Annotated in this window: 21 protein-coding genes and 1 other RNA gene; 10 read left to right on the top strand and 12 right to left on the bottom strand. The window is 41.1% G+C overall.

All coding sequences use genetic code 11. From position 1 onward, the window contains the following. Nucleotides 1-135 precede the first annotated feature (135 nt). Nucleotides 136-615 carry an SsrA-binding protein SmpB gene (gene smpB, locus ACIFO6_RS08310; RefSeq protein WP_134911630.1) on the top strand — a complete coding sequence of 160 codons (480 nt, stop codon included), beginning with the start codon at nt 136-138 and terminating at the stop codon, nt 613-615. A 344-nt stretch (nt 616-959) separates the two neighbouring features. Further along, nucleotides 960-1,324: a transfer-messenger RNA gene (gene ssrA / locus ACIFO6_RS08305) on the top strand. Here ssrA and ACIFO6_RS08300 read toward each other — a convergent pair. From ACIFO6_RS08300 to ACIFO6_RS08275, 6 genes are all read right to left on the bottom strand, one after another. Beyond that, nucleotides 1,285-2,292: a recombinase family protein gene (locus ACIFO6_RS08300; RefSeq protein ID WP_430039902.1), complete on the bottom strand. Its 1,008-nt coding sequence runs from the start codon at nt 2,290-2,292 to the stop codon at nt 1,285-1,287. The genes ssrA and ACIFO6_RS08300 overlap by 40 nt on opposite strands. Then, the gene (locus ACIFO6_RS08295; RefSeq protein WP_430039900.1) at nt 2,247-2,843 is read right to left on the bottom strand and encodes a recombinase family protein; all 597 of its coding nucleotides are present in this window, start codon (nt 2,841-2,843) and stop codon (nt 2,247-2,249) included. Before ACIFO6_RS08295 ends, ACIFO6_RS08300 begins: the two co-directional genes overlap by 46 nt. Before the next feature lie 210 nt (nt 2,844-3,053). Beyond that, nucleotides 3,054-3,221 (bottom strand): hypothetical protein, encoded by a 168-nt coding sequence (locus ACIFO6_RS08290; RefSeq protein ID WP_192512699.1) that lies wholly within the window; start codon nt 3,219-3,221, stop codon nt 3,054-3,056. Nucleotides 3,222-3,321: 100 nt separating this feature from the next. Next, entirely contained in the window at nt 3,322-3,771 is a 450-nt protein-coding gene (locus ACIFO6_RS08285; protein ID WP_430039898.1) for a JAB domain-containing protein, read from the bottom strand. A 400-nt stretch (nt 3,772-4,171) separates the two neighbouring features. Then, entirely contained in the window at nt 4,172-6,082 is a 1,911-nt protein-coding gene (locus ACIFO6_RS08280; RefSeq protein WP_430039896.1) for a DNA primase family protein, read from the bottom strand. Continuing rightward, nucleotides 6,064-6,612, bottom strand: coding sequence for a bifunctional DNA primase/polymerase (locus ACIFO6_RS08275; RefSeq protein ID WP_430039894.1), 549 nt, complete (start codon nt 6,610-6,612; stop codon nt 6,064-6,066). Before ACIFO6_RS08275 ends, ACIFO6_RS08280 begins: the two co-directional genes overlap by 19 nt. Before the next feature lie 665 nt (nt 6,613-7,277). Here ACIFO6_RS08275 and ACIFO6_RS08270 point away from each other — a divergent pair. Then, on the top strand, nt 7,278-7,724 hold the full coding sequence (locus tag ACIFO6_RS08270) for a hypothetical protein (protein ID WP_340959779.1): 447 nt from the start codon (nt 7,278-7,280) through the stop codon (nt 7,722-7,724). Nucleotides 7,725-7,835: 111 nt separating this feature from the next. Here ACIFO6_RS08270 and ACIFO6_RS08265 read toward each other — a convergent pair whose 3' ends face one another. After that, on the bottom strand, nt 7,836-8,135 hold the full coding sequence (locus ACIFO6_RS08265) for a hypothetical protein (RefSeq protein WP_430039893.1): 300 nt from the start codon (nt 8,133-8,135) through the stop codon (nt 7,836-7,838). Nucleotides 8,136-8,246: 111 nt separating this feature from the next. Next, on the bottom strand, nt 8,247-8,675 hold the full coding sequence (locus ACIFO6_RS08260; RefSeq protein WP_430039891.1) for a hypothetical protein: 429 nt from the start codon (nt 8,673-8,675) through the stop codon (nt 8,247-8,249). A 228-nt stretch (nt 8,676-8,903) separates the two neighbouring features. On the opposite strand from ACIFO6_RS08260, the gene ACIFO6_RS08255 reads away from it, so the two are divergent. Then, nucleotides 8,904-9,233 carry a helix-turn-helix domain-containing protein gene (locus tag ACIFO6_RS08255; protein WP_430039889.1) on the top strand — a complete coding sequence of 110 codons (330 nt, stop codon included), beginning with the start codon at nt 8,904-8,906 and terminating at the stop codon, nt 9,231-9,233. Nucleotides 9,234-9,281: 48 nt separating this feature from the next. Here the strand turns inward: ACIFO6_RS08255 and ACIFO6_RS08250 are convergent, their stop codons facing one another. The 3 genes from ACIFO6_RS08250 to ACIFO6_RS08240 all read right to left on the bottom strand — a co-directional run bounded on the left by ACIFO6_RS08250 (nt 9,282) and on the right by ACIFO6_RS08240 (nt 11,279). After that, the gene (locus ACIFO6_RS08250) at nt 9,282-10,310 is read right to left on the bottom strand and encodes a hypothetical protein (RefSeq protein ID WP_430039887.1); all 1,029 of its coding nucleotides are present in this window, start codon (nt 10,308-10,310) and stop codon (nt 9,282-9,284) included. Nucleotides 10,311-10,395: 85 nt separating this feature from the next. Beyond that, nucleotides 10,396-10,911: a hypothetical protein gene (locus tag ACIFO6_RS08245; protein ID WP_430039885.1), complete on the bottom strand. Its 516-nt coding sequence runs from the start codon at nt 10,909-10,911 to the stop codon at nt 10,396-10,398. Then, entirely contained in the window at nt 10,884-11,279 is a 396-nt protein-coding gene (locus ACIFO6_RS08240) for a hypothetical protein (RefSeq protein ID WP_430039883.1), read from the bottom strand. Before ACIFO6_RS08240 ends, ACIFO6_RS08245 begins: the two co-directional genes overlap by 28 nt. 435 nt (nt 11,280-11,714) lie before the next feature. On the opposite strand from ACIFO6_RS08240, the gene ACIFO6_RS08235 reads away from it, so the two are divergent. The 6 genes from ACIFO6_RS08235 (at nt 11,715) to ACIFO6_RS08210 (ending at nt 18,637) form a co-directional block, all read left to right on the top strand. Next, on the top strand, nt 11,715-12,470 hold the full coding sequence (locus tag ACIFO6_RS08235) for a DUF6973 domain-containing protein (RefSeq protein WP_430039881.1): 756 nt from the start codon (nt 11,715-11,717) through the stop codon (nt 12,468-12,470). Nucleotides 12,471-12,547: 77 nt separating this feature from the next. Beyond that, nucleotides 12,548-12,964: a hypothetical protein gene (locus ACIFO6_RS08230; RefSeq protein ID WP_430039879.1), complete on the top strand. Its 417-nt coding sequence runs from the start codon at nt 12,548-12,550 to the stop codon at nt 12,962-12,964. A gap of 388 nt (nt 12,965-13,352) precedes the next feature. Then, the gene (locus ACIFO6_RS08225; RefSeq protein WP_430039877.1) at nt 13,353-14,009 is read left to right on the top strand and encodes a hypothetical protein; all 657 of its coding nucleotides are present in this window, start codon (nt 13,353-13,355) and stop codon (nt 14,007-14,009) included. A 379-nt stretch (nt 14,010-14,388) separates the two neighbouring features. Next, nucleotides 14,389-17,427 carry a contractile injection system protein, VgrG/Pvc8 family gene (locus ACIFO6_RS08220; protein ID WP_430039875.1) on the top strand — a complete coding sequence of 1,013 codons (3,039 nt, stop codon included), beginning with the start codon at nt 14,389-14,391 and terminating at the stop codon, nt 17,425-17,427. A gap of 13 nt (nt 17,428-17,440) precedes the next feature. Next, nucleotides 17,441-17,692 (top strand): hypothetical protein, encoded by a 252-nt coding sequence (locus tag ACIFO6_RS08215; RefSeq protein WP_430039873.1) that lies wholly within the window; start codon nt 17,441-17,443, stop codon nt 17,690-17,692. Between the two features lie 270 nt (nt 17,693-17,962). Beyond that, a complete protein-coding gene (locus ACIFO6_RS08210; protein ID WP_430039871.1) occupies nt 17,963-18,637 on the top strand; it encodes a hypothetical protein in 675 nt (224 codons plus the stop codon). A gap of 398 nt (nt 18,638-19,035) precedes the next feature. Here ACIFO6_RS08210 and ACIFO6_RS08205 read toward each other — a convergent pair whose 3' ends face one another. Beyond that, a complete protein-coding gene (locus tag ACIFO6_RS08205; protein WP_430039869.1) occupies nt 19,036-20,016 on the bottom strand; it encodes a hypothetical protein in 981 nt (326 codons plus the stop codon). Nucleotides 20,017-20,635: the final 619 nt, after the last annotated feature.

Below are 20,635 nucleotides of genomic sequence, written 5' to 3'. Positions count from 1 at the left end.
CTTGACCTTTCTTGCTTTTACCGTCTGGATTTTGTTACAATATAGTTCTAGGCCGCTCCTTTGCAGTTATGTAGTGAGCGGGCTGGAGTTTTCTTTTTACGGAATAGATTACATTAGGAACAAGGAGTGGTATTCATGGGTAAGAAGGCAGACGGGAAAGTGCTCGCCCAGAACAAAAAAGCTTCCCATGACTATTTTATTGAGGATACCTACGAGGCGGGCATGGTGTTAACGGGAACGGAAATTAAGTCTTTGCGCAATGGTCGCTCTAATATCAGTGATGCATTTGCAACCATTCGTAATGCTGAAATTCACATCCACAACATGCATATTAGTCCTTTTGAACAAGGCAATCGTAATAATCCGACCGATCCGACACGCACACGTAAGCTGCTGCTGCACAAAGAGCAGATTCGCAAGCTTATTGGTCTATCCAAACAGGAAGGCTACACGATTGTGCCGTTAAAGATTTATGTTCGTAACGGCTATGCCAAGCTGTTACTTGGACTCGGTAGAGGTAAAAAGCAGTACGACAAACGAGATGCTGCGGCCAAACGTGATGCACAGCGTGATATCCAACGCGTTTTGCGTGAGAAGCAGAAAATTGCGAGATAATTAGCGTAGCTTGGAGTCGGTAGATGAAGTGAAGCAAGCGTATGATTAGGCTGGAGCTTGTTTTTTAGAAACTGCTTCGTCGTTCATTGAATTATTAGGCATGGTACAAATTACGTGAATAAGCTACTTGTTCCTGTAATGGTGCTATTTTAAAGAGCTTAACTGGCTTATTCCGTTTCGTTATAAAGTGTAATATGGTATACTAATGAAGTAGTAAGTTTTCATGTTTTTGTACTTCTGAGTTTGTTCGACTGCTGAATCTCAGGATTCAGCTTCCGATATAGTATCATGCATGCTTATGCTCCGGTATTTCCGGTTTTATCCGTGGAGCCCTTTTATAATAAGGGGGCGTTTATGGATTCGACGGGGATAGTTCGAGCATGGGTAGCGGGTAGTGGGGACGCGTCCGCTTCATCAACGCTAAAGCCTATTAAACGGCAAACAACAAAACAACTACGCTTTCGCAGCCTAAGAAACTGTGTGCGTGCTTCTACCCAGCATCGTCCATGTGACTGGGATAGGGGCTAACAAATAGTGGAATACGCTGTCTCATCTCCGCCTGCGGTGAGCTGAAGAAGATAATCAGGCTGACCCGAAGGGAATCCGGTGACAGGGAGTTCCTAGGGTGACATCAAAACTGTCACTACACCCGTAGAAGCTTATGTGTCGTTATCTTCGGACAGGGGTTCGACTCCCCTCGCCTCCATCGATCAAATCCACAACTTGTAGCTTAAAGATGACTTCTACGTGTTCCTTGTAGACGATCACCTTTTCTACATAGCTGCCGATGAACTTCTTGATCTCAGGAAGGTTCCGGCTGGTGATGTGGTCCTGAAAGCCAGAAAGCAGTTGTCGCAGAGCATCCTCTGTGATGGCTGCTTTTTCTTTTACTTGCTGAGCCTCAAGAAGTTTCGTTTCTAGCTCAATTTTTTGCTGTTCCAATGAGGACAACTTTTCAAGAATGGCAGGGTTGTTAAGACCGCCAGCCACTGCATTTACAATGTTATCAATCTGGCGCTCTACACCTTCCAGACTCTTGATCAGGCGTTGTTGATCGGCTTTGACGCTCGTTTGCTTGGACTTCTGGTACTCATTAAGCTGTTTGGCCAGGACAGGAATCGCTTCATCATTAAAAATCTTCTCCTGAAGCTGGGCCAGCACATAGGCTTCAATGTACTCCCGGCGCAGCTCAGGATTTTTACATGCCTTTGTTCGGTCACGGTTGCCGCAACGGTAAGTAACATATTTCAGCTTGCTTCTGCCGCTGTACTTGGTATTGCCCATCATGGCATACTGAATACCTACCTTTTTTAAACATTCCCCACAAACAATGAGTCCACTAAGCAGGTACATTTCTTTTGCCTTGTAAGCGCCAGGCTGGCGCTTGTTTTGATTCATCTTATCCTGTGCCTTCTGAAAATCTTCCTTGGTTACAAGTTGTGGCATACCACCTTCGACACGAATTACATCTTCACTATTTTTATGTCGATTGCCGTTTCGCTTACCAGCCGCATCCTTGCTGTCAGTGAGGTTGAAGATGTAGGTGCCTGTGTACTTTTCATTGCGAAGAATCGTACCCAAGGTGCCTTTGCTGATGGGTTTACCGTAACGGGATTTGTAACTTTGCTCCGTCAGTTCCCGAATGATCTGATTGTACCCGTGACCAGCGAGGAACATAGAAAAAACAGTTTCGACGATGCCGCGTTCCTCTTCATTAATGATGTACTTTTTTGTTCAGGATCTACAGCATAGCCGATGGGAGGTAAGCCGCCTGTATGTTTACATTGGTATGCTGTTTCTTTCATTCCCTTCATGACCTCACGGGCCAAGTTTTTGGAATAGTACTCAGCCATACCTTCCAGCAAAGTTTCCATAATGATACTTTCGGGAGAGCCATCTAGGTTTTCGGTGACGCTGTACAGTTTAATACCGTTCAATTTCAGTTTGCGTTTGTATTTAGCACTGTCGTATTTATCCCGGCTAAAACGATCCAGCTTATGAACGATGAGCACATCAAAAAGGCCATTTTCACTGTCGGCAATCATCTGCTGAAACTGTGGTCGTTTGTCGGAGGTCGCACTTTTGGCGCGGTCGATATAGATTTTAACGAGTTCAAAGCCTTTTTGTTTGCAGTAGGCTTCAATGGCTCGAACCTGAGCGTCAATGGATTCATCCCGTTGATTATCACTGGAAAAGCGAGCGTAAGCTACGGCGCGTTGAATGGTCATTAGTATAGTTACCCCTTTCGATGTAGGCGAATGATGATGGTGATGAATTTATAAAAGAAGGTGAATCTGAGGGAAAAAGCAGCCCCTCTGTAAAAGGAGAGGCCACAGAAATATGAAATACATAAAAGCGTTAAATCATTAAAGTGTGTGAATGTGTTTGCGTTCTGAAAAGTCTACCGCTCAGGTATCTTCAGGAACGTAACTGTGAGCCTATCGTTTTCGCTTTAAAATGATATCTAGCATTTCAACAGCGGGTTGGTAGTATGAAGTTGTCGTTTCCCGTACCTGATCGGCGGACATCCAGGATGAAGCATCGGGATCTGTACAGAACTGCTTTAGCTTGTGTCTGGAAATACGAGTTAAATAATGTCTTGGCATGAGGACAAAAACCCCTTTACTTATCTTTTTTTAGATTGGGCGATGATCTCGAATGCCAACTGAGCAGCAGCGACGATCAACGTGAGTATGGCTTGATTCATTACATGAGCCCCCTTTGCTTGAGGCTGACAAACGAGTCATCGCCCAAAATGATGTGATCCAGCAGTTCAATGCCTAAAATAACACCGCTTTGTTGAAGCCGCTTGGTCATGTCCAGATCTTCCGTAGAAGGATCTGGCTTGCCAGAAGGATGATTATGACAGGCAATGATGGACGCAGCGTTGGACAGCACTGCTAGTTTAAACGTCTCCCTCGGGTGTAACAAGGACGAGCTGAGTGTACCCAGTGAAACCAACTGTAAGGCCATGGGCTGGTTCTTGGTGTTCAGGGTTAGGACACAAAAGGCCTCCCGATCACAGTCCCCGATGAACTCCCGGAAAAGGCAAACGGTATCCTCGGGCCTGTGAACCACCCGATCTGCAAAGAGCAGGGATTTTTCTCGAATGGTGTGCAAGTGCAGTACCTGTACACGTTTAGCGGTTTGTTTCATGGTGTTCCTCCTTCAAACAGGTTGTGATGTAGTCTTGTGGTCAGGACTACAAAGATATAATGTCTGTTTGAAAGAGGAGTTGAAACGAATTACCTGTTCAGGTGGTGGCGCTAGAGCGACCCGAAAGGGACGTTTGTGAAAGCCTGTGCCACTAGCCTTTTTCTTTGCAGGGCTGGCTTTTTTAGGTGTCGTGGCGTTTGTGACCCTTTTTCTGGGAAACTACTCTTTTTATTTTTAGATATTGAAGGATTAAAAAATTTGTCAGGGGGAGGAAAAAGAAGCCACAAGCGCCCCTCTTTTTCCAAATCCCTTACCAGGCAAGGAATTGAGATGTGGCGTACCTTCGATGTATCTGTCACATCCTCGCCCCTGACTGCCCCACAATGCCTCTTGCTACCGTTTAATCCAAGTCTTCAATGTTATCAACGACTTGGATCTGAGTGCTATTCATCCAAGAAGGCTTAGGGGCGGTTTTCAGGCAAATGCCTCTGATTAAGCGTTCCCCGCCAGACTTATCCGTTTCAAATACAATTCCTTGCTCCTTCAAAACTTCTTTCACTTTACCCGTCAGTTGCTGATTACTGATGTTGGACAGACCGTTATGGCCTTCACGCTGACACCAGCTTAAAAAACCAGCTTTTAAATCCTTGTTAAGCAGCTTACTCTCAGGTTTAGTCTCAATCATATCCTCAACAAACACTTGAATTGGATTAATCATTTGGCTGTACTGGTTAGCCAGTTGCTGTACCTTTTTCGACTTTGTAAAAAGGTATGAGTGTTTACGTAAACGCTTCAATCCTTCTAACGCAAAGTTCAAAATACCTGAGCCTTCCTTCATCAGTTTTACTTTCAAATCCGGATCTTTCTGAGCGTCCGTATACGTTTTTTCAAAGGGAACCATGGTCATTTTACGGATTAGTCCGTAGCTTTTATCCTTGGAGTAGGGCAGGTTGTTTGTTGCGAAAATAAGCTTACAAAATAGTTCCTGCATGTACCCTTGTTTAAATTTTTCTTCAATACGAACGGGATCACCGGAAGCAATGGCCTTTAGGTAGCTTGTTTCAATCCCTTTACTGCCAACTTCATTTTCCGTCGTAATATTGACCAGTTTGTTGATCATCTCGGAACGGGCAAAAGGTTTTTCTAGGTCATTTAAAGAGAGAGCCGATGTATTACGTTCTCCAATCAGGCTTTTTAGCACATGAACGAGCACGGACTTCCCGTTAGACCCTTTTCCGTAAAAAAGAAAGACTTGTTCAGCTTGGGTGGATGTGGTAAGACAGTAGCCAAAGATTTCTGCAATGAGGTCAATACGTTCCTGGTCGTGATCAAAAATGTCCTTCAAAAAGGCTTCAAAATTCGGACAGGGAGCTTCAGGTTCATAGTCAATGGGAACCTGTACACTGGAATAGAACGTAGGATCATGCTCCTCTAACTTGAAGTTGCGTAGGTCAAGCATCCCGTTTCTCAGGTTAATATAATCGCGCTCGCTGTCCATTGAATGTTCCAGTGTGCAATCACGTGTCAAGGCAGTCATGTACTCCGCTTCGATTTTAGAACGCCAGAAATGAGGAGCCCAAGTGTGAAGAATTTTTCGTGCATTCCTTTTTAGTACATCTGGGAGTTGATCCTGCCACACCCCAGATTTGTAAACATAGTAGCGTTGCTCAGGAGCTACAAAAATAGTTTTGAGGTAATGACGATGGATGAATTCTGAAAACAGGTTAGGGTTTAAACGTGTTGGCTTATTGTTATTATCTAAGGTAAAGCCAACGTCTTTCGGACCCATATTGTGCACAGACTTCAGTTTGGTCGTTTCGGACATGTAGGGATTAGCACGAGTACTTTTTTTGGTTTTAGGTTGGCTTAACATTTTAGCAGGACTATTCACGATGATTCCCTCCTCATTTTTACGTACACGGTGTTGAAAGCAAGTGGCGATTTGTTGTTCATCACAGCCAAACGTGCGGCAGCGCGTAGGCGGCTTCTTGTTCAGTTGTAATTGACGAATGCGATTCTGACTATGTGTGTCGTGTTTATCCGAAAGCGCCGAAAACTCCAAGGCTAATTCCTCTGAGAGTAACTGTACCCACTTAAACCAGGTTTCTTCATCCAGGCCCTGTTGTTGCTGGGTAGCGTAGTCCTGGGTAAAACGGGGGCAACGATCGTGCAAGGTTTTCAGGCTCCCTTGTACGTTGGTTTGTACAGATGCAAACGTGTTTTTGTTGGTCGGCACCCGGGTAGGACATTGAAAAATCCAAGAAGGTGCTTCTGCCAGCAATGCACTGGCCTTTAGGGTTCGATGATCCATTGGTATTGACCTCCGTTTGTATGAATGGATGGGGGAAGAACGGTCTGACGTCCACTTCCCAACACGTTTACTTCGCAATGTGACTCCGTCGGGTGTCGCTCTACCCAACCAGTGAACGACGATCCCTCAGGGATTTTGTACAAGTACCTCATTCCTCCGCCTGGGGTACTAAATTGCCATGTAGAAGGTACATTCCCTTGGGAAAGGCGCTCTAGGATGTCAAAACCCTTCTCTCCATCTACGTCAATGCCGATGATGCCACTGTCTCCACCTAGCACCAATCCGATGTTACATGACTTATATTTGGATAGCCAACAGTCAATTTTGGCTTTGGATGGTGGTACAGCCTCTTGCCATCCCTTGAAAAAAGGGGCTTTTCCAGGGTGACTGCACGTTACTTTATGTCTTTCAGACATTCCTTCGTGATCGTGAGGGCAAAGCGGAATGACAGGCAAGCCCATGTCAGCGTATTTGTAAAAGTACTTTCGAATTTCCTGAGCGTATTGGTTCTGACCTTTTGCAGTGTTCATACTGTTTCCTCCTCAAAGTAAGTGAAAATACGCATCAGTGTTGCTCTACTTCTCAAAAGACTTTCCTGCAAAGGCGGAACATGTAGGGCGGGATGTAAACTTATCTGGTGAACATAGCAACCAGAGATAAGGAAATACAAACAATCTACTGGTTTTCCTTGTTTACCTTTCTGTCATTTATCCACTCCATGCTCCCACGCATTAGGGAAAGTAAAAATGATGCGTGATAATATTTCGAAGTTGATATCGTAATATAATAATCAAGTAATATTCAACTTTCAAAGAGCTGCCAAGTGATCATATAACAAGGATTTTTGCTTGTAAAGGGGCTGTTAATCAAGGGATATTCGTAAATGAAGGGATATGGAATTTCCGATTTCCAGAAAAAATATTCATAGTTATTCTTGAAAATAAAGTATTTTATTCGTATTATGAATATATAAAAAGGAAGGATAGAGAGGAGAAGAGTTTCCTGAGAATTTTCCCAGGTAGGACAACGGTTTCGGGGCTATGAATGTTATTCAGTATTTTAAAAGCATTTTTGTTGCTTGAAAGCCCATAAAAACCCATAAAAGCATTCACTTACTGGATTTAGAATCCAAAATATCCATGCATAATCTACCATTATACTTATTTATTTCAAATAAAAAAATTTGAGGTGCACTATGAAAACGAAAATCGAGGAAGCAATTGAAGACATTATTAACAATAATAAAATCCAGACCCAAACAGAATTGAAAGACAAACTGGCATCTGAAAAAAAAATTAAAATATCTCAGGCTACTCTTAGTAGGGAGTTACAAAACCTGGGTATTACTAAAGAAGATGGTTATTACACGGGGCAGAGTGAAGAAGAGCGAGAAAGTGAGGCTTTTTATAAAACACTTTGGAAGGGCCTTATTGTGGATGTACCTAAAAATCATGTTAGCTTTTATGTTCAAACAAAGCCTGGATCGGCAGCTTTGCTAGGTAAAATGATTGAGGAAAAATATCCGAGTAGCGTATTGGGGTGTATACCCGGAGAAAATATGTTGCAAGTAGTCGTGAAAAATAGTACAAGGAGAACTAGAATGAAGGAACGCCTTCAGAAATTAATAAATAGTACTGACTAAGCCTTTATTTTGGTCCTATGTGGTTAAATAAACAAAGACATAGGACCAGGTTAGATGTGCAAGTTGAAAAGACCGACCTAAAGAGGACGGTCTGAATAAAATTAATGTTAGTTAGTATTGATTGTTATTATTGCGTTCAGACTCTGAAACGTTATCTTGCTCTTTTTTTACACGGTTCCGTTTCACCAGCCAAAAAATGAGTGCGACTACAATCACCGCAATGATCCAAACGTAATAGTTTGAAAAGAGAGCAGCACCTGCCATGAGGATGATGTAAGCAGCGACACAGCAACCCCCGTAAAACATTAAAACTCCTTTGAATCCCCAATATCCAATCGTGAAGATTCGATTCATGATTCGAAAAATAATAAAGCCGAGAATGAGCGCTCCGATGAGTATGAAATCTTCCATTGTGTACGAACCATCCTTTTTAGTATTTAGCGAGTAGAATTAGTAATTTGACGCTTTTTAAAGTAAAGGATTTTCAAGTTAACTTAATAGCGGCTACATATTGTTAGGTGCTTAGTCATTTCTCCAAAGGTCGATTCCCCATGTACTTTTAGTTTTGGCAGAAAAGAAAAATCCGAGTGATTCCTTGCTCACAGTAAAGTCAATTTTGTCACTGGAAACTATTCCCCACTTCAGATAAATAGTATGTTTTCCTTCTGCAAGTGAGAGGACATATTGTTTAGTGGAGCCATTAGAAACACTTGATATTTCTTCATCATCCAAGTAAATCGAATAGTCAAGAAAAGCGCCACCCCAGGCTCCTTCTCTGTTGATGATCAAGGTAACATCGTAATAAGCTTTATCCTCCTCGTTCTTTTCCTCTTTCGAACAACCTGTTAACAAGATAAGGAATAGTAGTAACATACACAGAAACAGAAAAGTTGCTGAACGTAAATAAGGGCCAGCGTTTCTTTGTATAGAGTTCATAAAGTCTGTTTGCATCCTTTCTTATTGTTTAAAGAGTCACATCGTGCATTTAGTGTGACAACGTCCTAACCTCCTTTGGATAGTCCAATTGAATAGGTGGAAAATAAAACCTAAGTAATTGGTCCTATTGTACCATAAAAAGTCACTATAGAGACTATTATAAGTAATAAACCCCTAAAGTCCCTTGGTCAGTTTTATGACCTCACTTATGTTTGGCTTAGGGTGATAACTGTGAGCATAGTAATGAAAAAAGTTGGAGAAGGCATACGTCATTATCGTAAGGAACGTGGCTTGAGTCAGGAAGAACTGGCACATTTGGCGCGTATAAATGAAAGCTATATTGGTAAATTGGAAAGAGCAGAGAAGGTTTGCTCAATTGAAATGTTATCCAAATTGACAGATGCCCTTGAAGTCTCCTTAAGTGAATTTTTTCGCTATATTGAGCCTACAAGCAAAGAAGGAAACCAAGAGATCACCACTTTGGAATTAGTAGTGAACAGATTGCGAGGATGCTCGGTTTCAGAACAGAAAAAAGTATTAAAAATGATTGACGTACTACTTGAAGGAATTTAATTGTTTCCTCAAAACGATTTGTACAGATTCCTTTTTCCAAGATTATATTCATTTTAAATATTTCGGATTAACCTTTATTTGTTCGCTATCGTGTTTACTGTAGAACTTCATGTCACGAGTTGATTGGTTGGCTTGGTCTGTAAAAGCCTGTTGGATTGAGGAATCCCCTGTAGTGAAGTAATCCCTTCCTTTCTGTTTACCAAACAAGGAAATGAGCGCGTATTTAAAGCTGGCGGGATTACAAATGCCTCCAGTACCCATAGGGAGCAGCTCAACGACTTGTCCAATGGTAAGTTTTTGCCCCACCTCTGGCTGCTCGTCCAACAATGAGAGTAGGCAAGCAAACAGGACGTCTGCATTGGAGCGTAAAGTGATTTTCTCCAGGTCATAGTGTTCTGTTTTGACGTCACTCCAAGAAAATTGCCAGATGTGAGGCTCGCTGGTGGTGTAGCTGCTGTCTACATTTTTGTAAGCATGACGATTGCCGTAGGCTTTTAGAAAGCGGTCGAGTTGTATGCGGTTGTGTTCGCCAAAGGGAAGCTTGGGTAAAATGGCGCGGAAGAAGCTGGAGTAGTTTTCAAGGTCAAGTAACGAACGTGACAAACTACGGTCGTTTTCCTGGTGATTGATCGTTTGAAGCAATTCGTACATCGCTTGAAGGCGATGGGAGTCTGTGATTTCGTATTCGTCAGGACGCATGAGGTGTAAAAGGAAGGAAACAGCCTGAAATCCATTTGTCCAGTCTGTCAGCCGCTCTTCCCAAAATTGAAGGATGCCAGTGGATTCTGGTGGCATCTTTTCTGTGAACTCCGGCCACAGCTTGATGATGCTTTTAACTACACTACTTTGTGCAGAGGGCATATCTTTCCGCTGCCAGCCTCCGAATGTCCAACCAAGTATTTGCTTTAAAATCGTTGGCGTCACAGTAGCTGGATCACACAAAAGACGCTTCCATTCTTCCAAAGGATATACAGGATATCTGGCATATGGGAAGCGTGAGAGATGTGTATCTATCTGTTCTTGAATGAGAGCAACGAGGGCGCGTTTTTCTTTTTCCGTGAAGGTTAACGTTGACATGGCTTTCGCTCCATTTCTACATGAAAATAGCGACAGTATGGACATTCACATGCCCGTACTGTCGTTTTTTGGTTGGTAAGATTATTTACAAGGAGAAGGGATCATCTTCTTTTGCACTCTGCATGAACAAAATGCGTTGTTCCGGTGTAAGGAACGGATCTTCTAGCGCGATGTAACAAGGATCGGCTAACTCATTCACCCAACGTAAGGCATCTGCAATTTCACCGCCATGAAATACAGGGCTATCTGACAGTGCTTCATCCTCTTTTACAATATCTACAATTCCAGTATCCTGGTCTATCGTCACAAACAGATTCGTACCATCCACGTATCTGTTTGTTCCACTCTGATCAGTTGTTCTGATGATCACACGCACAAAAAAGGCCTGTTCGGAATGGAGCACTTCATGCTCTTCCAAACAGGCGGGTAGAAACTGTTTTTGATTGTGGATGAATGATCTAAGTGACACCGCCATGATCCAGGTATTTCCGTACGATTCTGAATCATTGATAATATCCCCGTTGTATTCAATGACCTCTTTTAGCTTGTTCAGTATGTTTTCCTCATTTGCCTTTAAACTTCTGCTTGTTCTTTTAGCCATTGTTCGGCCTCCTTGTGATGAATTCCGACTTGTGTAAACAGAGTGATGATGTGGTCGTTGGTGTTCATGATGGCGATTTTGTAGATTTGAGTGTTGCCGAGGTCGTACAACTCGACGTATTCAGGGCAACTACCGAAAAGTCCGTCGTCCTCTCCTCTAAAACCTACGAGGTTAAGATCGTGTAGGTTATCCCCTGTTTCCAGGATGATGATGGGGCCGTAAGGCTGGAGGGAGAAATACGGATCATCTTTGTCATGGAATGAGTCGCGAAGCTGAGCGAAGTATTCCTGGATGTGTTTTAAGAATGTGGGGGGAAGGGGGGAATGTTGCAGTAAGTCGATGTCTTGCTGGGTTTGGATGATATGCATGGATAAACCTCCTAGAGGAAGATAAGACCACAGCAGTAGAGGGCCTTTCAAAGTAATAATATTTATTTTCCTTTAGTATCAATACGGTTTTGTATGAACTAGAAAATGATCCTACTGGTGCGGCTGTAAGGGAAATATTATACATTCAATTCTTTATTGTTTATTAAGTAAACTAGTAGTTATATTACCCTATCTATTTTAAAAAAGTGTGTTAATGTGTGATGGTTTCAATGATCATCGCTTTTTAGAGCTCAAATAGATGCTGCATCTCTAAAAAAAACGGTAATTGAGTAATTTCCATTATACAAATACCATAATAATCCATATCAATAAGTTTTCATATTTGATATTTTTTACAAAATATATGTTTATTTATAGTAAAATATATGATAATGTACGTATTGTAAGAAAAATAATCTATAGGAGGATTTTATTGTGAAAAAAGGAATCGCAATTATTTCATTATTAGCTTCTGTAAGTATGGTAACACCTATTTATGCTACGGCTTCTTCTGTAAATCAAGTTGGTCAACAGGAGGGGGTTACTTCAAACGAAGTCTCTTCTAACAAGGAAATCTCGTTTGAGAATTTTCTGACAGATGAACTATATAAAGATTTACCTAAGGATATGGAGGCCATTTCATTCTACCAAAGCATTGAAGAATTCAAAAAAGAAAATCCTTCACTAAGTAATGAGCAGGTTGTGCAACACTTTGATGATTTGAATAAATTCACAGTAAGTTATGATGAAACATATGAGATCTGGACATCATTGACTCCTTCAGAAAAAGCGCTAACTGTTTCCAGTCCAGTAAATGCCGCCCTCACTAAATCTGCTCGTGACAAAGCGTACCAGTACACTAAAAATAATTATGGTAGAAGTGGTTCGGGGGATGTTTCAGATGCTTTTCGGCATGCTGTTTGGAACGCTCTAATGTGTAAATATATCAGCAAAGATTGGGCTCAGGCGATGGCAACGGCACACGAGGATAAAGATGCTGCCTACTTTAGTAAAGTTTTTCCTGATGGATTCACTGGAAGACAACACACCAATATGGACTTACATAACAATCAGAAAGGAAGAGACTGCTGGAATGTTTTAACTGACAGCCAATTTTTTGTATCTGATGGTGACTTGCAAAACAGGGTTATCGCGAAAATAAGAGCTGGCGAGATGGTAATCTTACGGTAATTAGCATACAATCAAAATGGAGACAGAGACGCATCAACTGTCTCCATTATACTTTAGTATAAGAAAGGGGATTTATAATGCGCAAAGTTTTACCTATACTTATTTTTTTATTTATAGTGAGTGGCTGTGGTCTTTTTAAGAGTACTCCCTTGCCAAGCATGACCGCAAAGTCTGATGATACGGAAATCCCAACTGTTTTAGTTTCCTATTTATGGGGTGCGAAGACTCAGTACGGTAGCCCTTGGGAAGTCATGCAACCAAAGCCTGCTGTTACTGTATCTAAAGGTGCAACTATAAATCTTGTATTCGATTCTGAACCAAAAGAAGTAACTGCTAATGAAATTTTAAATGAAAAGGATTTTAAAAAAATTGATGTGAAAGATAAAAAAATAGTTGTCCCGGAAACAAGAGGTGATCATATTATTTTTGTTTATTCAACATGGGCTAATGATAGAACCGCAGAGTATGCTTTGAAGATTCATGTAAATGAGTAAACGAAGTATGCTATTATACAACTTCTATAATGAGCACTATCGTAGCCATGAAGCACCGGGCTGTCTGATAATAGTTTATCCATTTTTATAATATCTACAATCTTAGTATTCTGTCTGACGTCACTTACTAAGGAAGGTCTTTTGGTGTGGAGTGTTAATTACTGTGTGTGATCTATTTTATAGTTTTTGGCCCAGGGAAGATTTTGTGTGTAATCAAGTTTGTAATATACATAATATCCATATTTAGAAGGGAAAATTCTTACTCATGATGGCTGGGCAACAATCACTCCCGTATTTGCGACAGGTTCAGTAACTATTAATTAGGCTTTAGTTCTGACGATAGTACAATAGGTGCTATCGTCTGAACTCGTTCAAGGAGGATACTTTAATGAACTGGTACAATGAGGCTAGTCGAATAGATACTTTGGTGACGTTAAGGAATATTGAGGAGATGGATATTAACCGAATTGCCTTTACGGAATCAATCAATGATATTTCATTCGTTGCTCAGTACTACTGTTTAAGTGCTCTATCTATGGGGAAGAATGCCTTTCTTCAAATCCCCATCCATTCTAATGAATGTTATGAGGTTGTAATGAGTCAGATTGTTCCGCATTTTAATGATGTACGGATAATAACATACTCGAAAATAGTTACTGAAGTGAATTTGATGTCTATAAAAGAAAGTACTGTAAATATTATAAATAGTATTGACAATGACATTAATCCAGTTGCCTATGATATGTTTGGGGATCATTTTAATGATAATAATCTTCCCATAGAAATAAGTAATCTTAATTGGTTTACAGTTGATCTAGAAAAGATAAATAGACTTGATGCGGATACAAAACTAGCTAATTTCGCTATATTTCTGCAAAAAACACATCTAGTGAATGGGGATAGTTTTGCGGTTCATGTAAATGATTGGGCATTCAATGAAACATTAAAGGATAGGCTGGCTCTTAGATTTCTAGGTACATTATGCCAAAAAATTCAGTTTGCAGTTGATAAATACAATAAGGTAGTTGAAGTAAGATGTTTTTAGGGGGAGATTCCCCTTTTAGTAAAGTTGAATGATGACAAGGCATTAGCCCCGATTCTATAGAAAAGAATAGCGACAATACCACGTTGGCGTAGAGTGACGCTTTCTTCGGTATCGTCGCTTTTTGAGGTTCAAAGAGGATGATGGTTCTGGGGTACTTCATATATTCATTCATTATCTAGAATTATTCAAAATAACAGAATGGATGGGTCTTTCTGTAAACAAAATCTTTATTCTATCCGATACATACATAAGAATGGTTTGCTGTTAAAAATAACCTCTTAAACTCGCAATTTGAATTTTGTGGTAGCTACGAACACATGTAAACACAAGGTAGTTGGCGAACATGCCTTGTGCCGCTAGGAAGGAGATATGAAAGCATTTGGACGTACTGCAAAAAGGAATAGGGTATGAAAGTCTACGCTTATACGGTCCTTTTCAACCTCAGCATATGGAACAATTGCGAATTACCAGGGCCGTTAACGATCATGTATTCCTATATGTGAGCGGCATGCTGTCGGAAGAACAGGGAGCCGCGTGTATTGGACAGGACATGGAGCAGGAACCGATTGTTATACGTCAGTTAGATGAGCAAGGGCAGTCGCTTAGACGTTTATTTCATGGGTTAATTACACGCATGTCTGTGCACTGCATACGGGGAGTATACACTTTTGAACTGGAGGCGGCCTCGCATTCCTATCAAATGGATATCAAAACGAAAAGGCGCTCCTATCAGGATATTCACCGTACTTATGATGATCTAGTCACTACAATGGTTCGGAAGTACATGTATGGAGATGCCATTGATACGGTGACTAATTATGCTAAATTAGGTACTTTTGTTTTACAATATGAAGAAACCGATTGGGCCTTTTTAAAGCGTCTTGTCTCTCGATTTGGTTTGGTACTTGTACCGGAGATCACGGCTGCATCACCTAAGATTTTCTTTGGAATGCCAGAAGGCAAGCGGTACAAGGTGGAACGAGATGTATTTTACAGGGTACGAAAAACGTTTCATGAGTTAGATACAGGAAAACCAGGGGAACGTGCTGGCGCTTATGTCACCTATACGATTGAAAATCTGCAATACTATGCGCTGGGTGACTTGATTACGTTACCCATCGGACAAGGCAAAGAGCTGGTCGTTGTGAGGGCAGTGACAGAGTTAAAGGACGGTTTACTCCAAACTCGTTATGATCTCCAAGCCGAACAGGATATTCAGTATGCTCGGTATGAAAATGATCAAGCTATCGGGATTTCACTCACGGGAACGGTGTTGAAAGTACAACAGGATTTGGTACAACTTCAACTGGAAATTGATCCGAAGCAAGACCCAGCTAAAGCTTGTTGGTTTCCCGTAGCCACCCGTTATGTCGCGGAAGAACATAGCGGCTGGTACGACATGCCTGAAGTTGGGGAACAAGTGGAGTTGTATTTACCTACACACTGTGAACAGGAAGCCTATGTGACCGATTCCTTGCGACAACATCGCCACGCCAATGGACAGCCAGATGTGAAGGTATGGAAACACGTACAAGGTAGCGGCGTAGAAATGTCTGAGCAGGAGCTGACCCTGTCCACTTCCGATGGGTTTTCGATTACACTACATGAGGATACGGGGATCACCGTCAACAGTCCGGGGAATGTACAGATTCAGGGCGGTCATGTAAAGCTGGATGCAGGTCAGGAACTATCACTTGAAGCTGGAACTGCACTATACTTAAAAGGTGGGGCCAGCAGTATGGTGCTGGATGGTGAGACGGATACCCAAGCCCCGATCATTTATCAGGAAGGTACGGTGAAGGCTCCTGTTTTCGTAGCTGACCTCCCTCCTGTACCCGAGCCGCCGTTGATGAATATTAAGGCGTATGAGGCAGCCCAATCGGCAGCAGCCAACGCTTCTTCCAGCAGTACAACTCCTACTCCTACGGCAAAGGTTACAAGTCCAGCGGCGCTTCAACAGGCCAATGCACTGCTAGGTACGGTATCCAAGTTATTAGGCTCCATTCCAGTAGTCGGGAAAGTGGCCAATGTGATGTTGAATACATCGGGTGGACTAGCAGGTAAAGTGGCGGCAACGGTTTTACAAGTATCCGCAGCAATCCCTGTTCGGAGCAAAGGAACGCCTACCTTGGGAGCGTCTAAAGAAGCGGGTGTCCATCCGTTAAAACATTTGGCAGGTTTGGCGCTTCAAGGATTGATTAGTCAGTACGAGCATGAGCAAGCGAAACAAGCCTATTATAGCAAGTGGATTTTAGGCAAAGTATACACGAGTGCGCGTCATGTGGCGCATTCCGGTGGTCCCCTAGAGCTCGTTCAAAACTTGCTGAAAGAATCGAATGCTATGGCTCATGCCTATCAGCAGATTCCCGCCGAGTTGAGACAACGCTGGAGGGCGAACTACGAGAGTTACATGGCTCAACAAGCAAAGCCAAAGGAAGAAGAGAAATCTCAGTCGTGGTGGGATCTTATGGCCGCAGGCCAGCTCCAGAATGCAAAAAACGAAGCCATTATGGCGAAGCAGATGGGGAACGAGTTGGAGTATATCGCAGATGTGAGTGGAGAAGTTGTATTAGGAGCAGGAGCAGCAGTTGTAGAAGATTATTCATTTGGAATAATGAAAAAGGAATACGCCTCCGATCATCCGATGGCGCGTAAAACAGGTGAAGTGATCGGACATACCTTGACAACTGTAGCCGGAGCCGTAGAGATGACTGGAGCAGTGGCAGAAGGATTCTTTGGTGGTTTGGTAACGGCTACAGGAGTAGGCGCACCTGTAGGTGTGGGTGTCATAGTACAATCTGCCCTTTTGGGAGCACATGGGGCAGGGGTAACGTATACCGGAGCATCCAATAGTGTTCAAAGTGCTAAGGATCTGTATCGAATGTCTAAAAGCGAGGGGCCAAGTCCCAATAGCTCAACGCCGTCTAAACCTTCCAGTGCAAAGTCAGGCAAGAGCGAAGGAACACCTGCCTCACAGAAACCGAGCAAACCAAACGAGAAGCCGCCCGGAACTAAGGGGGCGGGTAATGCTAAGCCAACCAAAGGTGAATTCGTTGGGAACATAAATGAGTTAAAACCAGCAGAGAAAAAAGTAGCAAATGATTTAATAGAAGAAGGGAGAAAGGTTGAAAGGATTCCAGAGTCTACAATACATGGAGAAAAAACGCCTGATTTCAAAGTAGATGGGGTTTTGACTGAACTTAAATCTTTGCAAAATCCTAATGTTAATACTGGAGTTGGGAGAATAAAGGATGGATTTAAGCAACATGCGGAAAAAGTCATAATTGATGCTAGAGAAGCAGGGCTTACAAAAGAACAAGCGAAGCAAATTATTGATCGAGCTAAAGGGACTTATACAGATAGGCAGATTCCAGGAAAAGTGGAAATATGGACAAATGAAGGGAAAATTACGAACTAGGGGGAAGGTTAATATGGCTAGATTATTGTGCAAATGTGGAGAATATTTATCTACAGTAGAGGCTCCCAACGACGTTCAACTTCATGTTTATACTGATAAGGAATGGGATGATATTATAAACATGGGGGATTTAATTGATCCCCTTTCGATACCTGATCCCAAAAATGAAGTGTGGCACTGCACTAATTGTGGAAGAATTTATATCTTTAACGAGGATAATACAGTTAAAAGGATTTATTCATTAGAAGAGGACACTGAAAAGTGAAAGTTGAAATAAAACAGGGTTTAAAGCTTAACAATGTGATTGCAAGAACCAATACCTAAAATCTAAAGCCCCTAATGGCAAAAGAAGGACGTTCAAACGTCCAGAAACGGCCTTAGGGGCTGTTTTCACATTGATACTACGGTCTGGGTTAGTCAAAAGCACGGACAGAGTATACCCCTTTTTTCTTACTGTAGGGATTGCCTAGGAATGAGGAGAATACAGTTTATATAAAAATAAATACATTTTCTAAACCTAAAAGTGGAGACCATAATGAAGCCTAAAATGATAACTAAAGGATGGAATAAACACGATCTTTGGAAGGGATGTATACTTTCATCTATTGCGCACGCAATTATGGTGGCCCATTACCCTGAACTGTCCTATGAACATTCTTGGGATGGAATGAACTACGGTGTTATTGACGGAACAGGTGGGAGAGCAACAATTACATTCAGTGAAAAGTATTGTGTTGCAGCATTCCGAAATGACAATGTTACTCGTTCTGATATTACAGCTGCTATTGATTTTTTTGAAGGAGCACCCAATGGAGTCTTGGAGCTAGCGAGAAACGAAACTTTGGAGTATCTGCTGGAAGAAGGGGAAGATGGTATATCCATCCCTTCCATTACAACAGCTTTTTGGGGAGATCAAGATAACACGATCTCTGTAGATAATGTAGTAAGGATCGTTTTAAATGGAGGCTATCTTTTAGAAATACAGTTAATGGAATATGATTCAGCGGTTGAATCTTGGCGAGATTATTATGAGATGACGGATGAACAAGTTGATCTTCTTAAATCAATATACACGAGAAAGATTAAAGATTTAAGTAATGACATAATATTAACCAAGAAAGAAATTGAAGCGATTGGAACGAGTGATCCTGAGGGATTGAATGAAAGCGAGACTTCCTTTGGGGAAATTGGAATACGTTGGGGCAATTAACGCTGGGTAGTAGATGTTATCGTCTTGTTTTATCTGAGTGACTAGCGACGATACTGACTTTGGCGTAGTTTGACGCTTTCGTCGGTATCATCGCTTTTTTTGGAATGGAAAAGGGAAAGAGGAAAGACGTTTTATTGCTTTACGGTGAGTAGTACTAATACATATTTACGAAGAAAAATGCAGACTTCTTTATAACTATTTATTCCAGTTTTTATCCGTTTAAGAGCAACCATATTACCGTCGTCATACTATTGACTCTTAGCTATCACTTCAATAATTTAACATAATATAACTTTTAAATATTATCCCGGTACGTAGAATAAATTGTGTACAAGCCTATCAGTGCCAATATAAGGATAATGTAAACAATAATTACGGGCAACCCGAAGGCTACTCCATTACCCAATGCAATACCTATTTTTCTCATTGTTTTTCACCTCGTTTTTTTGTTTATTCTTTTCAAATGGAAGATTAACTAACTGGTTAAACAGCGTTTTGGTCTGATCCGATTTTAAAAATTCAAGTATCATCTGGTGTTTTCCAAAAGCAAGCATAGCTAATATGAGATAGCGAATTAGTGTTACATTCCTGAAAGTGAAGCCACCTGGATAAAACCTATTAACCTGATGTACTATTTCCTTTAAAACAGAGTTAACGGTGGGACTTTCGCTTACAGCCTCAATTTCATTCCAGTATTGTTGAATGCAATGGATAATTTCTAGAATGTTGTCATAGTCATCTTTTTCTGAACGTTGTATGGACTCTTTTATCGTTCGTAAATTTAACCAGTCCAAGAACATATCGGCATCAGCAATAGTTTGAGTTGTAACATTTGGATTAGGTCTAGAGAAGAGCTTTAGTCCCTGACATGTCATACTACTACCTGCTGCTAACAGTTGTACAAGACTGAGGATATTTCGGAAAGATTCTTTCTCTGCCTCCTGTTGTTGTTTTAATTCTTTAAGATCTTGATTTGAAGGCCGCCCTGGTTTTTTCTTGGGTACAGATTCTTCAATCATCTCATTCAAAATGTAGTCTGCAAATTCTGGATCTTTAGTCTTGTTATTGACCTCGGTGAACTTATCCTCAATTTCAAGTGCAAAATTATAAACCGCATCCTTTAGTTTATGCCATGAAATATTGTACCCTCGCCAAAACAGTGTGAATATAATGTGTTTTTGATTTATCCCCTTCAAATTTTGAATCTCCTTTAAAATGTCCAAGGACTCCTCAGTAAAGTGCGATAGAGTTCCTTTGGCTCGGCCTCTCCCTTTTGTATCAGAGTATAACAAACCCAAGTTGATATATCGGTTCAATTTGCTCTCTGTTATTGGTATATTCTTAGCTTGGGCATTTGCTATCAACTCTTTTTTATTCATATCATTGACCCCCTTATAACATGATTTTAGATCTTGATTAAGCTGAAAACCATAGCATTTGCATGCATAAATGTAAGTGCTATAGTTTTCATACATGGAAGGAGAAGGGGGGTAAATAATAGAAAGAAGAATTGCGTTTTTCATTTTTGTGTAGAATATTCCGTTGTAATGCCTCATTTTTCTTAGTTAAATTAATGCTACTGATTTTGGTGTGAAGCAATGCTTTAGTCGGCTCGTTGCTATGCTAATAGTGCTGATGGGGTAGCTATTCTTGAATAACTTTCAAACTTCTTTACATTTTCTTCTTTTCAAAGAAATCAATTAATGACGACAAAAAACGACATTTTTTCGCGTTGTTAATGTTATTATAACTTTTGGCTCTTGCCTTTCTGATTTGATAATCCAATAGATCTAGCTTCTTTGCTCCTAACTCTAATACAAAAGATTTATATAAGTTGCACTGTAAATGTACGACATGCACCCTCTCAATGTAAATTCTTAAAATTTAACAATTAGCAGTCTATTTTCTTTATAACGCATAACAAGAAACTACGACTGAAAGATGAAGTTTCGCTAGCAAATATATTAGGATTTTATATATGACGGATTGTAATATGAA

This window comes from Paenibacillus sp. NRS-1781 (assembly GCF_050467745.1).
Lineage (GTDB): Bacteria > Bacillota > Bacilli > Paenibacillales > Paenibacillaceae > Paenibacillus > Paenibacillus terrae_A.
This window is presented reverse-complemented; position numbering and strand designations above follow the sequence as displayed.